Origin of the sequence: Nocardiopsis sp. MG754419 (genome assembly GCF_018207095.1) — a bacterium.
Classification (GTDB): Bacteria; Actinomycetota; Actinomycetes; order Streptosporangiales; family Streptosporangiaceae; genus Nocardiopsis.
This window is the reverse complement of the sequence record NZ_QOCZ01000016.1, coordinates 24,510-39,529: the sequence shown is the minus strand read 5'-3', so window position 1 is coordinate 39,529 and position 15,020 is coordinate 24,510. Positions and strand designations below refer to the sequence as shown.

The 15,020-nt window shown below is 72.5% G+C and carries 15 protein-coding genes; 6 read left to right on the top strand and 9 right to left on the bottom strand.

The features are described from left to right. Positions 1-148 precede the first annotated feature (148 nt). The gene (locus DSY14_RS05085) at positions 149-1,387 is read right to left on the bottom strand and encodes a HAMP domain-containing sensor histidine kinase (RefSeq protein ID WP_211715272.1); all 1,239 of its coding nucleotides are present in this window, start codon (positions 1,385-1,387) and stop codon (positions 149-151) included. A 1-nt stretch (position 1,388) separates the two neighbouring features. Further along, complete coding sequence (locus DSY14_RS05080) at positions 1,389-2,045, bottom strand: response regulator transcription factor (protein ID WP_211715271.1); 657 nt, start codon at positions 2,043-2,045, stop codon at positions 1,389-1,391. Positions 2,046-2,434: 389 nt separating this feature from the next. Here DSY14_RS05080 and DSY14_RS05075 point away from each other — a divergent pair, with 389 nt between their 5' ends. The 5 genes from DSY14_RS05075 (at position 2,435) to DSY14_RS05055 (ending at position 8,223) form a co-directional block, all read left to right on the top strand. Then, a complete protein-coding gene (locus DSY14_RS05075) occupies positions 2,435-2,926 on the top strand; it encodes a hypothetical protein (RefSeq protein ID WP_211715270.1) in 492 nt (163 codons plus the stop codon). Next, complete coding sequence (locus tag DSY14_RS29415; RefSeq protein WP_211715269.1) at positions 2,923-4,056, top strand: peptidoglycan-binding protein; 1,134 nt, start codon at positions 2,923-2,925, stop codon at positions 4,054-4,056. The genes DSY14_RS05075 and DSY14_RS29415 overlap by 4 nt, the downstream gene beginning before the upstream one ends. Further along, positions 4,053-4,754, top strand: coding sequence for an ABC transporter ATP-binding protein (locus DSY14_RS05065; protein ID WP_211715268.1), 702 nt, complete (start codon positions 4,053-4,055; stop codon positions 4,752-4,754). The genes DSY14_RS29415 and DSY14_RS05065 overlap by 4 nt, the downstream gene beginning before the upstream one ends. Continuing rightward, positions 4,754-5,986, top strand: coding sequence for an ABC transporter permease (locus DSY14_RS05060; RefSeq protein WP_211715267.1), 1,233 nt, complete (start codon positions 4,754-4,756; stop codon positions 5,984-5,986). The genes DSY14_RS05065 and DSY14_RS05060 overlap by 1 nt, the downstream gene beginning before the upstream one ends. Before the next feature lie 287 nt (positions 5,987-6,273). Next, entirely contained in the window at positions 6,274-8,223 is a 1,950-nt protein-coding gene (locus DSY14_RS05055) for a heavy metal translocating P-type ATPase (protein ID WP_211715291.1), read from the top strand. A gap of 96 nt (positions 8,224-8,319) precedes the next feature. Here DSY14_RS05055 and DSY14_RS05050 read toward each other — a convergent pair whose 3' ends face one another. Further along, the gene (locus DSY14_RS05050) at positions 8,320-9,162 is read right to left on the bottom strand and encodes a bifunctional 5,10-methylenetetrahydrofolate dehydrogenase/5,10-methenyltetrahydrofolate cyclohydrolase (RefSeq protein WP_211715266.1); all 843 of its coding nucleotides are present in this window, start codon (positions 9,160-9,162) and stop codon (positions 8,320-8,322) included. Continuing rightward, positions 9,159-9,782, bottom strand: a complete 624-nt coding sequence (locus DSY14_RS05045; RefSeq protein WP_249187345.1) for a cyclodeaminase/cyclohydrolase family protein — start codon at positions 9,780-9,782, stop codon at positions 9,159-9,161. The genes DSY14_RS05050 and DSY14_RS05045 overlap by 4 nt, the downstream gene beginning before the upstream one ends. 290 nt (positions 9,783-10,072) lie before the next feature. Here DSY14_RS05045 and DSY14_RS05040 point away from each other — a divergent pair, with 290 nt between their 5' ends. Beyond that, positions 10,073-10,357 (top strand): hypothetical protein, encoded by a 285-nt coding sequence (locus DSY14_RS05040; protein WP_211715289.1) that lies wholly within the window; start codon positions 10,073-10,075, stop codon positions 10,355-10,357. A gap of 191 nt (positions 10,358-10,548) precedes the next feature. Here the strand turns inward: DSY14_RS05040 and DSY14_RS05035 are convergent, their stop codons facing one another. The 5 genes from DSY14_RS05035 to DSY14_RS05015 all read right to left on the bottom strand — a co-directional run bounded on the left by DSY14_RS05035 (position 10,549) and on the right by DSY14_RS05015 (position 14,970). Beyond that, positions 10,549-11,475 (bottom strand): polyphosphate polymerase domain-containing protein, encoded by a 927-nt coding sequence (locus DSY14_RS05035; protein WP_211715265.1) that lies wholly within the window; start codon positions 11,473-11,475, stop codon positions 10,549-10,551. After that, positions 11,472-12,077, bottom strand: a complete 606-nt coding sequence (locus DSY14_RS05030; RefSeq protein WP_211715264.1) for a DUF4956 domain-containing protein — start codon at positions 12,075-12,077, stop codon at positions 11,472-11,474. Before DSY14_RS05030 ends, DSY14_RS05035 begins: the two co-directional genes overlap by 4 nt. Positions 12,078-12,318: 241 nt before the next feature. After that, positions 12,319-12,978 (bottom strand): response regulator transcription factor, encoded by a 660-nt coding sequence (locus tag DSY14_RS05025; protein WP_211715263.1) that lies wholly within the window; start codon positions 12,976-12,978, stop codon positions 12,319-12,321. Beyond that, positions 12,975-14,603, bottom strand: coding sequence for a cell wall metabolism sensor histidine kinase WalK (locus DSY14_RS05020; protein ID WP_211715262.1), 1,629 nt, complete (start codon positions 14,601-14,603; stop codon positions 12,975-12,977). Before DSY14_RS05020 ends, DSY14_RS05025 begins: the two co-directional genes overlap by 4 nt. Continuing rightward, complete coding sequence (locus tag DSY14_RS05015; RefSeq protein ID WP_249187343.1) at positions 14,593-14,970, bottom strand: hypothetical protein; 378 nt, start codon at positions 14,968-14,970, stop codon at positions 14,593-14,595. The genes DSY14_RS05020 and DSY14_RS05015 overlap by 11 nt, the downstream gene beginning before the upstream one ends. Positions 14,971-15,020 lie beyond the last annotated feature (50 nt).

Genomic DNA, 15,020 nt, shown 5'->3' with positions numbered 1-15,020 from the left:
CGGCCCCTGCACCCCAGGGGACGTTCGGGCACCGGTGGCCGGTCCTCGCCGAAACCCCGGGAGACGCCGCGGGTTCCGGTCTCGCCCTCGGGCGTGCGAACACCGGCCGCGGCGCGGCGGGGGCGCCGAGGCCAGGCCTCACTTCCCCCTACCGGTCGAACCCGACCGTCACCACCAGACCGCCCTCCGGCCGGGCATGGGCGGTCGCGGTCGCCCCGTGCGCGTTGGCGATCGACCGCACGATGGACAGTCCCAGACCACTGCCCGGCCGATCGGCGTGCAGCCGGGCCGCGTCGCCCCGGTGGAAGGGCTCGAACAGCACGTCGGGATCGTCGACGACCCCGCCGCCGGTGTTGCTCACCTTCAGCACGGTCCGGGTGTCGGTGGAGCGCAACCGTACCGACACGCGTCCCCCGGCGTGGTTGTAGCGGATCGCGTTCTCGACGAGGTTGCGGACGAGGTGCTCCAGCAGGACGCGATCCCCGTCCACGACGTCGGCCTCCAGGTCCGTCTCCAGCTCCACCTCCGCCTCCTCGGCGTCCGCGCGCCGATCGGACACCACGCCCGCGGCGACCTCGGCCAGGTCGACCTCCTCGGTGCTCTCCAGACCGCGATCGGAACGGGCCAGGAGGAGCAGCCCGCTGATGAGCGCCTCGCTGCGCGTCACCGAGTCCAGCATCCGGGTGAAGGCGGGCATGAGGTCTTCCGGGACCCGACTCTGCGCCAGGGGGATCTCCAATGCGGCCCGTTGCAGGGCCAGTGGAGTGCGGAGTTCGTGGGAGGCGTTGGCCACGAACCGGCGCTGGGAGTCGAAGGCCCGTTCCAGCCGGGTCAACATGCCGTCGAACGTGTCGCCCAGTTCGCGGAACTCGTCGTCCGGTCCCGGCAGGTTCAACCGGCTGTGCAGGTCGCGGTCGGACAGGGTGCGGGCGGTCTCGGTGACCCGGTGCAGGCGGCGCATCGGCCCGCCGGCGATCAGCCATCCGGCCAGACCCGCCAGGGCGGTCACGGCGGCCAGGACGAGCACCGAGTTCACCACGAGGTCCGAGAGCACGCCGGACCGGTAGTCGTCGACGAGCACGGCCACGGCCGCCGGTCGCGTCTCTCCCTCCTGCGTCTCCGTGGGCCCGGTGACCGGTTCCAGGGGTGTGGTGGGGGCCGGACGGAGCGCGGTGTCGGACATCTCCTCCGTCGACCCCACGCCCTGGACCGTGCTCGCGAACTCCACGCCGCGGTCCTCCAGGCTCGCCGACACGATGCCGTAGTTCACCCCCAGGAGGAGAGCCCCGCCGAGGACGAAGACCCCCGTGTAGATGAGGCCGAGTTTGGTGCGCAGGGTGAGTCCGCGGCCGGTGCTCGGGCGGCGGTCGTTCCGGAGCGCGGCCACGTCAGATCCGGTATCCGTGGCCGGGCACCGTCTCGATCACCGGGGGATCGCCGAGCTTGCGCCGCAGCCCGTGCACCACCACCTTGAGCACGCCGCTGAACGGGTCCAGGTGGGCGTCCCACACCTTCTCGATGAGGAGGGTGGCGTTCACCGGGGCACCGTCGGCCCGCAGCAACTCCTCCAGGACACCGAGTTCCTTGGGGGAGAGCGACAGCGCGCGTCCGTCCCTGGACGCGGTGCGCCGGTTGGTGTCGAGCACCAGGCCGGCCCGGCTCAGGCGGGGGCGGGCGGCGGGCCGGGCGCGGCGCCCCAGGGCCCGGACCCGGGCCAGGAGCTCCACGTACGCGAAGGGTTTGGCGAGGTAGTCGTCGGCGCCCAGGTCCAGCCCATCGACGCGGTCCTCCAGACCGCCGGCCGCGGTGAGCATCAGGACCCGGGCCTCGACGTCGGGGTTCTCCGCCAGGTGCTGACACACCAGGTCGCCGTGGAGCACGGGCAGGTCCCGGTCGAGGATGACGACGTCGTAGTCGTGCACGGTGGCCATCTCCAAGCCGGTGTCACCGTCATGGCACACGTCGACGGCCAGACCCTCGCCGCGCAGCCCCTCGGCGACCGTCGCCGCCAGATCCGGTTGGTCCTCCACCACCAGGATGCGCATGTGTTCCCCTCCCGAGTCTCTCCACCACGGCGGACCAGCTGTATCGCCCGGCCGGTGAGGCCGGGGTTAAGGCCGGTCCGACCCGGGATCGGCCGGTGTTTCGTGGGCGGGCGCCGGCGGACCAAGCCTCCGGGAAACCCCGGGTGGGAGCGGTGACGGGAGGGCGAGGGCCGGGCCGGCACACCGCGGCCCTCGAAGGTTCCCGCCGAGCCGGTGCACCCGAACGCGCGCGGGAGTACCCGACCGCGGGCCCGAACGACCGAACGCGGTCCCGAACACCGCCCGAGGCCACCGGCCTAACCGGCGACTAACCGCGGTCCCGCTGACATGTGCGTCGACCCCTTCGATCGGGCGCCGCGTCGGTGCCCCGACCCCACAGGAGTGAACACATGCGTACCAGGACCCTGGCGGCCTCCGCCGTCGCCACGCTCGGTCTGCTGTTGACCGGCTGCGGAGTACTCGCCGAGGAGGGCGAGGGAGCCGAGGGCGAGGCGACCGAGAAGACCATGGAGGAGGCAATGATGGACTTCGCCTCCTGCATGCGCGACCACGGCGTCGACATGCCCGACCCCGAACCGGACGGGGGCCTGGTCGCACTGCCGGCCGTGGACCCGGAGGACGAGGAGATGATGGCCGCCGTGGAGGAGTGCGACGCGCTGCTCCCCGTGGACGAGAACGCGCCTTCCGACGAGGAGGTCTTCGAGGACAACCTGCGCGTGGCCGAGTGCATGAGGGAGAACGGGGTCGACGTCCCCGACCCCGAACCCGGCGAGGGCCTGGCCCTGACGGTCGACCCGGACGACGAGGAGAACATGCGGGCCGTCCAGGAGTGCGGTGAGATCGAGTTCGGTGAGCCCTCCGGGGAAGAGGGCGAGTCGTGACCGTCGACACCGACACGGATCCGTGGAGGGACACGGCCGAGGGCCGTCCCCGTCCGGACCGGCGCGGCCTCGTGTGGCTGTCCGCCGCCCTCGTGACACTCGTGGTGCTCTGCGCCGGTGCGGTGGTGACGGTCCGCGGAGTGTCCCAGGGATCCGAGGAGGAGGGGAGCCCGGCGCCGGAGTCCACCACCGAGGTGCGCAACACGACTCTGAGCCGGGAGGAGAGCCTGGACGGGACCCTCGGGCACGCGGGCGGGGGTTCCTTCTTCGCCCGCTCCGACGGTGTGCTCACCTGGCTCCCGGAGGTCGGGGAGACACGCGCGCCGGGGCAACGGGTCTGGGAGATCGACGGTGCGCCGGTGATCCTGCTGCGTGGCGAGACCCCCGCCTACCGGCGTCTGGAACCCGGCAGCAAGGGGCCGGACGTGCGCCTGTTCGAGCAGGCACTGGCCGAGCTCGGCTATGGCGGGTTCACGGTGGACGACGAGTACACCTGGCTCACCGCCGAGGCCGTCCGGCGCTGGCAGAAGGACACCGAGGGGATGGAGGTCACCGGCACCGTCGATCCCGACCAGATCTGGTACGCCCCCGGGACGGTGCGTATCACCGGACACGAGGCCTCCCTGGGCGAGAACGTCGCCCCCGCCACGCCGCTGCTCGCGACCGGCTCGACCCGCCAGGTGGTGCGGGTGGACCTGAAGCTCGACGACCGGGACCTGGTGGCGGAGGGCGACGAGGTCTCCGTGGAGCTGCCGGGCGGGGAGACCGTCACCGGTGAGGTGGAGTCCGTCGGCACCGTCGCCGAGGTCGCGGAGGGCGACGAGCGGGACGGAGGCGCGGGGGAGGACCCCACCGTGGAGGTCGTCATCGGCTTCGAGGAGGAGATCGCGGACTTCCTGGAGCACGCTCCGGTCACCGTCCTCGCCCGAGGGGAGGTGCGCGAGGACGTGCTGGCCGTCCCGGCGGGAGCCCTGATCGCGCTGGCCGGCGGCGGCTACGGCCTGTCGGTCGTGGGCGGCGACGGCCGGGTGGACGACGTCGAGGTGGAGACCGGCTGGTTCTCCGACGGTCTCGTCGAGGTCACCGGAGACGCGATCTCCGAGGGGATCGAGGTCGTGGTGCCCGAATGAGCGCCGTACCGGCCGCCGAGTTCACCGCGGTGGGCCGCCACTACCCCGGCGGGGTCCGGGCCCTGGACGCGGTGGACCTGCGGATCGACCAGGGCGAGATGGCGGCGATCCTCGGACCCTCCGGTTCGGGAAAGTCCACACTGCTCCATCTGCTCGGCACCCTGGACGCGCCCACGGAGGGCACCGTGCGCGTGTTCGGGCACGACGTGGGAGCGCTGTCCGACGACGGACTCTCCGCCCTGCGCGCGCGGTCGATCGGTTTCGTGTTCCAGCAGTTCCACCTCGCCCCCAACGTGCCCGCCGTCGACAATGTGGCGGACGGACTGCTCTACACGGGCGCCGGTTTCCGCACCCGCAGACGGCGGGCGTTGCGCGCGCTCGATCGGGTGGGGCTCACCGACCGGGCGCACCACCGGCCGCACGAACTGTCCGGTGGCCAGCGCCAGCGGGTCGCCATCGCCCGCGCTGTGGTCGGGTCTCCGCGACTGTTGCTCGCCGACGAACCGACGGGCGCACTGGACACGGCCTCGGGGGCGGCCGTGATGGAGCTGCTCGGCGAGCTGAACCTGGAGGGGGTGACCGTCGTCGTCATCACGCACGATCGGGAACTGGCGGCGCGGTTGCCCCGACGCGTGGAGGTCCGGGACGGACGGGTGGTGGCGGACTCGGGGGTCGCGCCGCGAGAGGAGGCGGTGTGATGAGGGCGCCGTTGCGACGCCGGGGCGGGCCTGGTCCGGGACCGCGGCCGGCCCGGATGGCGTTCGGCGACCGGTTGCGCACCGGGGCCGGTGGTCTGCGGGCCCGACCCACTCGCGTGGTGCTGTCCGCGTTGGGGATCGCGATCGGGATCGCGGCGATGGTCGCCGTGGTGGGTGTGTCGAGTTCCGGTCGGGCGGAGCTGGACGAGCGCATCGGACGGTTGGGTACCAACCTGGTGACCGTCTCCCCGGGGAGCGACCTGTTCGGGGGCGAGGCGACGCTGCCCGAGGAGGCACAGGGGCGGATCGGCCGGATGCCCGAGGTGGAGAGCGTCTCCCAGGTCGAACTGCTCTCCGGGACGAACGTGTACCGCAGTGATCTCGTGCCGAGCGGGGAGTCTGGCGGTATCGGCGCGTACGCGGTCGATCCGGGGCTCCTGGAGACCATCCGCGCCGAGGTGCGCCTGGGGAGCGGGCTTAACCCGGCCACCCGGGATCATCCCTCCGTGGTCCTGGGCGCCGCCGCCGCCGAGCGGTTGGGGATCGACCGGATCACCCCGGACACCGTGGTGCTCATCGGTGACACGTACTTCTCCGTGGTCGGTGTGCTGGAGCGGGCCGACCTGGCGCCGGAACTCGACAACGCCGCCCTGATCGGACGTTCGGTCGCGGAGCGGGTGTTCGGCGCCGAGGGCGAGGCCTCGACCGTGTACGTGCGGGTGGACCCGGAGAAGGTCGCGAGCGTCCGTGAACGGGTCGGGCGCAACGCCAACCCGGAGCGGCCCAACGAGGTCGAGGTGTCGCGCCCTTCGGACGCCCTGGAGGCCCGACGGGCCGCCGACCAGACCCTGAACGGGCTGCTGCTGGGGCTGGGCGGCGTCGCCTTGCTGGTGGGCGGGGTCGGGGTGGCCAACACGATGGTCATCTCCGTGTTGGAGCGGCGGGGCGAGATCGGGCTGCGGCGCGCCCTGGGCGCCACCCGTCGTGACGTGCGGACCCAGTTCCTGGTGGAGGCGATGGCCCTGTCGGCGCTGGGTGGGCTGGCGGGGGTCCTGTTGGGCGCCGCGGCGACCGCGGGGTACGCGCTGTTGCGGGGATGGCCGGTGGCCCTGCCCTGGTGGGCGGGGGTCGGAGCGGTGTGCGTCACGGTGCTGATCGGTGCGGTGGCCGGTCTGTGGCCGGCGTTGCGCGCAGCCGCCCAGCAACCGACCGAGGCGCTGGGCTCCGCCTGAGCGGTGGTGGGGGTGTCCGTCACGGAGGTCGACGGGGCACCCTCGTCGCGGCGGACGCCTTCGTTCGGGAATACCCCTTAGGGGTATGCGTTGACGAGGGCGGGACACGCGATGGTGCGGACCTCTGTTCCGAATATACCCCTGGCGGGTATTTTCGGACGGGGAAGGGAGTACACATGGGCACGAGCGCGCACGACCACACCGACCACACCGATCCGAACGGTCACACCGGTCACGCCGGTCACGACCACGGTGAGGGTCACGGGGGCCACGGTGACCACGCCGCGATGTTCCGCACCCGCTTCTGGTGGAGTCTGCTCCTGAGTATCCCCGTGGTCCTCACCAGCCACATGATCTCCGGTTGGCTCGGCTACGACGTCCCCGACGCGCTGACCTGGGTGCCACCGGCCCTGGGCACCGTGGTCTTCCTCTACGGCGGATGGCCGTTCCTGTCCGGGGTGGTCGGTGAGCTCCGCGACCGCAGGCCGGGCATGATGACCCTGGTCGCCATGGCGATCACCGTCGCCTTCGGCGCCAGCCTGCTCGCCACCTTCGGGGTGGTCGGCATGCGGCTCGACTTCTGGTGGGAGCTGGTGCTGCTGGTCGTGGTGATGCTCCTGGGCCACTGGCTGGAGATGCGGGCGCTGGGGCAGGCCTCGGGTGCGTTGGAGGCCCTCGCGGCGCTCCTGCCCGACCGTGCCGAACGCGTCGACGCGGACGGACGGATCGAGGAGGTCCCCGTCGCCGGGCTGGTGGCCGGTGACACCGTCCTGGTCCGCTCCGGTGGACGCGTGCCCGCGGACGGCACCGTCGTCCAGGGCCGCGCGGACGTCGACGAGTCGATGATCACCGGAGAGTCCCGTGCCGTCACCCGGGCCGAGGGCGACCGTGTGGTGGCGGGGACCGTCGCCACCGACTCCGCCGTGCGCGTCCGACTGGACGCCGTCGGCGACGACACCACGCTCGCCGGTATCCAACGACTGGTCGGGGAGGCGCAGCGGTCGCGGTCCCGGTCCCAGGCGCTCGCCGACCGGGCCGCGGCCCTGCTGTTCTGGTTCGCGCTCGCCGCGGCGGTCGTCACCGCCGTGGTGTGGGGGCTGCTTCTGGCTGAGCCCGGTCAGGCGGTCGAACGGACCGTCACGGTCCTGGTGATCGCCTGCCCGCACGCGCTGGGCCTGGCGATCCCCCTGGTCATCGCGATCTCCACCACCCTGTCGGCCCGTCACGGCATCCTGGTCAAGGACCGTCTGGCCCTGGAGCGCACCCGTTCGGTGGACACGGTCCTCTTCGACAAGACCGGCACCCTCACCAAGGGCGCGCCGGCGGTCACCGACACCGTCGCCACCGTGGGGGCGACCACGGATCGGGTGCTGGCGCTGGCCGGCGCCGTGGAGGCCGACTCCGAACACCCGCTCGCCAAGGCCATCGTCCGGGCCGCCCGGGAGGCGGGCCCGGTGCCCACGGCCACGGACTTCCGTTCCCTGACCGGGCGCGGCGTCCGGGCCGTGGTCGACGGGGTCCCGGTCCACGTCGGCGGACCCGCGCTCCTGGAGTCGCTCGGGCTGACCGAACCCGACGACCTGACCGAGGACACGCGGTTCCGGCGCGATCAGGGGGCCACGGTCCTGCACGTCGTCGCCGGTGGGGACGTTGTGGGAGCGCTGGCCCTGGCGGACGAGATCCGCCCCGAGTCCGCCTCCGCCGTGCGGCGCCTGCGGGCGCAGGGGGTGCGGGTGGCGATGGTGACGGGCGACGCCCGCAACGTCGCGGACGCCGTCGCCGAGAGGCTCGGCCTGGACGAGGTGTTCGCCCAGGTGCTGCCCGACCAGAAGGACGCCGTCGTCCGGGACCTGCAGGAGCGCGGACACAGGGTGGCGATGGTCGGTGACGGGGTGAACGACGCCCCCGCCCTGGCCCGGGCGGACGTCGGCATCGCCATCGGCGCGGGCACCGACGTGGCCATCGAGTCCGCCGGTGTGGTGCTGGCCTCCGACGACCCCCGAGGCGTGGTGTCGGTCCGGGACCTGTCCCGGGCGGGATACCGGAAGATGATCCAGAACCTCGTCTGGGCCGCCGGCTACAACGTCGCCGCCGTTCCCTTGGCCGCCGGTGTCCTGGCGCCGGTCGGGATCGTGCTCGCCCCGGCCGTGGGCGCGGTGCTGATGAGTCTGTCGACCATCGTCGTCGCGCTCAACGCCCAGGTACTGCGCGGATTGGACCTGCGGCCCCGGGACTGAGGGCCGCTACGGCGGCCTCGGAGACCGGGGCCGCCGTCCCGTGCGCCCGCCGTGTCGGCCCGCACCGTAGGGCCGGTGCGCTCCGACCAGGCGGGGTCAGCGTGAGGCGGCCTCCACCGTGTGCCGCAGCAACAGCGCCGTGGTCACGGGCCCCACGCCACCGGGCACCGGGGTCAGGGCCTCGGCCCGCCCGGACACCGCGTCGGCGTCGACGTCACCGACCAGGCCGCCGTCCTCGGTCGGGTTGGTGCCCACGTCGACCACCACCGCTCCCGGGCGCACGTGTTCGGCGCCCACCAGTGCGGGGCGGCCCACGGCGGCGACCAGCACGTCCGCGCGGGAGGTCACCCGGGGCAGGTCCCTGGTCCGTGAGTGGCCGACGGTGACCGTGGCGTTCCGGTCCATCAGCAGGTGGGCCAGGGGTTTGCCGACCACCGTGGATCGGCCCACCACCGCGACCTCCGCACCCTCCAGCGCGACCCCGTGGTGCTCCAGGAGCGTCACGACGGCCTCCGCCGTCGCCGGTGCGAACGCCGGCAGACCCGCCACCAGCCGCCCGAGCGAGGCGGGGTTGGCGCCGTCCACGTCCTTGGCGACGGCGATCCTCTCGGCGAGTTCGGCCGCCGAGACCCCCGCGGGGAGCGGGGTCTGCAGGATGATCCCGTGCACCGCGGGGTCCCGGCTCAGAGCGTCGAGACGGTCCCCGAGGACCTTCGCCGACGCGTCCGCGCCCAGGTCCACCACGTCGCAGACGATCCCCGCCTTCTCCGCCGCGCGGGCGATCGAGCGCACGTACCAGGCGCTTCCCCCGTCGTCGGTGGCCACCACCACGGCGAGCCGGGGCGGTGTGCCCCGGGCGGCCAGGGCGGCGGCCCGATCCGCGCTCCACCGACGGATCTCCGCCGCGATCTCCTTGCCGGACCACGACCGTGCCGTCATCGACGGATCACCTCCCGCACCCGAGCCGTCACCCGGTCGGCCGCCTCGACGAGGGCGTCGACATCGGTCGCGGCGGTCTCCAACCGGGAGCGGAGTTCCGGGTCCTCGACCCCGGCGAGGTTGATCTCGATGTTGACCCGGCTGGTGGTGGCCGCCGCCCGGGCCGCCTCCGCGCCGGCCGCGACGTCGGTGATGACGTTGCGATTGCCGATGGGCAGCAGGTCCGCGGCCAGCGCGACGATCTCCCGTGCGACCGCGACCACCTCGGCCGGGGGCACGGCGGCGCCGGCGGTGGCGCGCGCGATGGCCGCCTTCCGCACGGCCTTGGCGGCGTCGGTGTCCCTCGGCAGACCGTAGGCCGCGCCCACCGAGGCGAACGCCGCCTCGTCCTCGTCGGCCAGTTCCAGGGACCGGGCCGTCAGAGCGTCGGCGCGTTCGGTGCACCGCGCGATCGCGTCGGCGTGGTCGGCGTACTTCGCGCCGGTGCTGTACCGGGCGACCATGGCGACCAGGGCCGCTCCCTGCGCCGCGTGCAGTGCGGCCGCGGCCCCACCGCCGGGGGTGGGTTCTCGGGCGGACAACCGGTCCAGGAAGTCGCCGATCTTCTCCGTGGACAGCATGGGGCATCACCTGTTCGGCCGTGTTCGGGTGTCCTCGAAATCCTTTCACGCGCCGGTGCCCCGGGCCGGTCCGATCGTGAGGGCCGACACCGCGAGGGGGGTACTTGTCCCATTCCGCCCCTACCGGGGGCCGATTACCTTTACCGTCGGCATGAACAGGCCAGGGGAGGAGCTCACGTGTACTGCGACTACTGCGGGTCCTGGAACGGCGGCGTGAACCAGAAGTGCCGTAACTGCCTACGCATCCTGGGCGTCCGCGCCTGGTCGTCGACGTGGATCGGATGGTCCTAGTGCCTCCGGTCCAGCCGGATCCCACCGAGGTCATCGAGGCATGGATCCCGCACGACGCCCGCTGGCACTCCCGGGCCCGGGAGCAGGCAGGGCGCGGTTCGGAGCACCTGCGGGTCTACGTCACCGAACTGGTGCGCGACCACCGCGACGGGACCTCCCCGGTCAGCGACGACTTCGACCTGCGCACCCTGAAGGCCGTGGTGGAGGACCTCGGTGCGGGCGGGTTGGGCGACGTGGACTGGCGCCGGGTCGCCCGTGCCCTCAGTCATCCCGGGATCCGGTGAGACCGGAAATGGCGGGGTTCGGCCACCGGTCTGGACCCGCGGGGTGGCAGGTGACAACATTGGGGGGTCGTGTTCGCCCTCTTGTAGCGGGAGGGGGCTCGCGGCGAGGTCGCCGCCTCGACCGGTTACGAGGCGGCGGCCGCCCCTGAAGGGGTGCCCGGGGCCGGGTCACGGGCACCGGACCCGATGTTTCACGTGAAACCTCCGTAAGCATCCGCGACGGCCCTGACCTGCGCTCGCGTTTCCGTCGACGGGTTCCTCCTCGGTCCCGGATGGTCCAGGCAACGGCCCATGGCCCGGAGCCAAGGGTTGCCTCGAAGCCGGGGTTCCAGCGCGGACAGCGCCGCGGCGTACTTGCTGAACCGTGCCTCCCGTACCCCCAGTTCGTGCAGACGGCGCTCGGTCCGGGTCAGTCCGCCCCGGGTCTTGACCTCCAACAGCACCACGTCCGGGCGCATCCGCACCGACCAGTCGCCCCGGTGCCCCTCCAACTCCGTGTCGACCGTCACCCGTTCGCGTCCGCAGAACGACGCCACCGTGGACCGGCGGTAGTCCGTCACGGCCGCGGGCACCAGTGTGTCCGGCGCGGTCATCCGGTAGCCGGCCAGCGAGCGGTCGAGGAACTCCCGGGTCCGCAGGGTCAGGCGGTCCGAGGGCGCGTCCGCGGGGACCTCCACGCGGACCTTGTCGGTGATCCCGCGGGCCCCCTGCACCTTCACCTCGAACATCCTCGTTCCGGTGTTCACGTAGGTGCGGGTGCGTACCTTGTACCGCAGTCGTCGCCCCTGTCGGTGGTCGTGGAAGGTGCGCAGGTCCGGGGTGTCCAGGTAGGTGGACGAGTAGAGGAAGGAGTTGCGTCCGTCGATCTCCAGCACGCCGAAGTCCCGTTCCGCCCCCGAGAACAGCTCCCGAACGAGCCCGGTGGGCACCAGGTACTTGCGACAGGTCCGGGTGACCAGGGCGGCGCGGGCGTTGATCTCCGCGAGCGACAGGGGTCGCAGGCCCTCCAGGCCGGGCGGCGCCTGGCCCGGGGTGAGCCCGGGGGAGTGGTCGTGCGGCGCGGTGGGGGCACCGCTGGTGGGGGACACGGCCGGGTCGATGCCCGGGGAGGGGTTCATCGCTCACCCCACCAGGCGGGCATGGGGTGGCGGCGCTCGCGCGCCGACGGGCCCGGGACGGGCCCCGTCCCGGGTTCCTGGAACCGCACGTCCAGCACCATGAGGTCGCGCACGTAGTCCACCTCGGTGACCTCCACGTGCCGTACCCGGCCCCGGAGCCGGCCCTCCAGGTCCTGGCGGAGCGCCACGGGGTCCTCGTGCACGACGTCCAGCGTCATGATCCGTCGTTGGGTCCGGGGCAACAGCCTCGGGTGGCCCGCCACGTACAGGGAGCCCAGCAACAGGACGTTCAGCCCCACCATGAGGAGCGGTGGGGCGATGGCGTTGACCAGGCCCAGGGCGATGGCCACGAAGTAGTAGCCGATCTCGCCCTGGCTGATCAGGTCCGAGCGCAGCCGCAGGATCGACAGCACCCCGAACAGTCCGAAGCCGACCGCCAGTCCCACCTCTTGGCGGGCCAGCATCGACACCACGGCGAAGATGCCGATGTTCAGCGCCACGTAGGCCAGCAGCAGGTCCCGGCGGCCGTGCCGACGGAAGTAGAGGACGTAGGACAACACCGTGATCGCGGTCAGGTCGACCGCCAACGCGAACCAGATCATGGTCGACATCCTGGGCACCGGCGGTGAGGCGACCATGAGCCCTCGATGAGGAAACCCTCATCGACGTCATCCGGGGCTCACCCGGACCCGCGTCGTGCGGTCACCCGGCACCGGGGGGAGCGTCACCTGCTCGTCCCTCATCGGTCACCGGTGCGGTGGGGTCGGCGGTGTGTTCCGGTCATCGTTCATCCGAGTGTCCGTCACCCGTCACGGATCCAGGGTGGCGGGCGGTGCGCTCCGCTCACCCCGTCAACCGGTACCCCATGCCCCGCACCGTGACGATCCGCTCCGCGCCCACCTTGCGGCGCAGCGCCCGCACGAACACGTCCACCACGTTCGACCCGGGGTCGTAGTCGTAACCCCACACGTGCGACAACATCTGCTGCCGGGACAGGACCTGACCCTGATGCCGCATGAGCAGCTCCAACAACGCGAACTCGCGCGCGGTCAGGTCCATGGTCAGGTCGGCCACCGACGCCCGTCGCGTGCGCAGGTCCAGGGACAGCCCGCCGGCGTGCAGCACCGTCAGGTCGGCGGTGCGCTCGGTGCGCATCCGCAGGCGCACCCGGGCCAGGAGTTCCTCGAAGCGGAAGGGTTTGGTGACGTAGTCGTCGGCCCCGATCTCCAGCCCGGTCACGGTGTCGCGCACCCCGTCCCGGGCGGTCAGGATCACCACGGGGGTGTCCACGCCCATCGACCGGATCCGGCGCAGCACGTCGAACCCGTCGGTGTCGGGCAACCCCAGGTCCAACAACATCAGATCGAAACCGCCGGTGACGGCGTAGTCCACGGCCTCGCCACCGGTGCCGACCACGGTGGTGGTGAAGCCGTTGGCGGTCAGGCCCTTGCGGACGAACGAGGCGATCCGTTCCTCGTCCTCGACGATGAGTACGCGGCTCACGCGTGCTCCCTTCCGGTGGTGCGGTCGACCGGGATGACCAGGGTGAACGTGGATCCGTGGCCGGGGGTCGAGCGCAGGTCGACCCGACCGTGGTGGGCTTCGGCGATGGCCCGGACGATGGCCAGACCCAGCCCGGCGCCACCGTCACCGCCCCGGGCGGTCCGCCCGCCTCGGGAGAAGCGCGCGAACACACGTCCGTGGTCCTCGGCGGGGATGCCCGCGCCCTGGTCCGACACCCACAGGCGGACGTCCGAGCCCACCAGCGCCGAACCGATCCGCACCGAGGATCCCTCGGGGCCGTAGCGGACCGCGTTCGCGGCCAACTGCACCATGGCCTGGGTGATGCGCTGGGGGTCGAGGCGGGCGGTGCCCTCGGCCACGGACTCCAACCGCCAGGAACGGTCGCCCAGGGGGCGGATCTTCGCGTCGATGTCGCTGGTGAGCTCCGCCAACGAGACGGGCTCGGGTCGGACGAAGTCGGGTTGCTGTGCCTTGGCGAGCAGCAACAGGTCCTCCACGATCCGGCCCATCCGGTCCAGCTCGTCGGTGACCAGACGGACCACCTCCTCGCGCTCCTCGGGGGAGTCGCCCATGAGTTCGAGGTGGCCGCGCACGATGGTGATCGGGGTGCGCAGTTCGTGGCCGGCGTCGTCGACGAACCGTCGTTGCGCGGTGAACGCCCCCTCCAACCGGTCCAGCATGCTGTTGAACTGTTCCGCCAGGGCGGCGATGTCGTCCCGACCGGACACCTCGATGCGCTGGGTGAGGTCCTCCTCGCCGATCGCCGCGGCGGTGCGACGGACCAGGCGGACCGGCGCGAGGATGCGTCCGGCCACCCACCAGGCCGCGGTGCCCGCGGCCAGCAGGCCGAGCGTGCTCACCAGGGCGATCGTGCCCATCGTGGCGTGGGTGGCGGCGCGGTCCTCCTCGGTGAAGTAGCCGATCACGAACCATCCGGCGGGGCCCTCCACACCCTCCGGGGGGAGCGCGCGGACCTTCTGCCACTCCACCGGCCCCGCCGGGGTGTCGAGGACGCCTCGGGCGTCCTCGGAACCCAGGACGGCCTCCACGGCCTCCGGGTCGGCGGACAGGTCGTGCGGTGGGTCCTGGCCCTGTCGGATCCGCCCGGGTGCGACCGTCGTCTCCTCCCCGCCGTCGGGGGCGCCCGCCCGCCGCCGGGGTGTCTCGGCGCTCGCGCCCTCGTCGACCCAGCCGAAGAGGATCTCGGAGTCGTCGGGGTACTGCCGTTCCAGGTGGACCCGGATGAGCGAGCCCACGTCGGTGAAGGGTTCCGCGGTCCGCGGATCGATGCCCACGGACGCGAACTCCTCGAACTCTCCGGTCTCCTGGTTCAGGGCCCGGTCGACGCGTTCGTCCATCCGCGCGGTGAGCGCGCTCCAGGTGACGACGTTGACCGACAACAGGACGGCGGCCATGAGCAGGACCACCCAGGCCATGATGATCAGCCGGGCGGGGACGCGCCGATGGTGCGGGAGTTCGGGCTGGGGGCCGCGCAGCACCAGGGTGGGGAAGAGGGAGGTGGACCCGGAGTCGCCCGCGGACCGGCCGCCCCGAGGGACCCGGACGGTGGTGGCGTCGGGGGAGCCGTCACGATCAGTCGTCATGGTCGTCGTCCCCGAACCGCGCGTCCAGGCAGGTCTCCCACCAGTCGTCCCAGGTGTCCTCGTCCCAGTGCTCCTGGCCGGAGTGCCCGTCGAGGCAGTCGAACGGGAACCCGGTCGGCGAGGGTTCCGGAGCGGGTTCGGGCTCCGGCTCCGGTTCGGTGGACTCCTCGGTGACCGGTGGGGGAGGGGAGACCACGTCGTCGTCGGTGGGCTCGGCGGTGGCGCCCTCGGGTGAGGCGCCGACCACCACCTCCGTGGCCGGTGCCGGGTCCGGGGTACGCAGGAACAGTGCCCAGACCAGGGCCGCGGTCGCCACGAGGACGACCGTCAACGCCCCGGTGACCACGGGCACCAGAGGAGATCTCATACCGACCGAGCCTCACCGCAGGACAGGAAGACAGGATGAAGCGAACATGA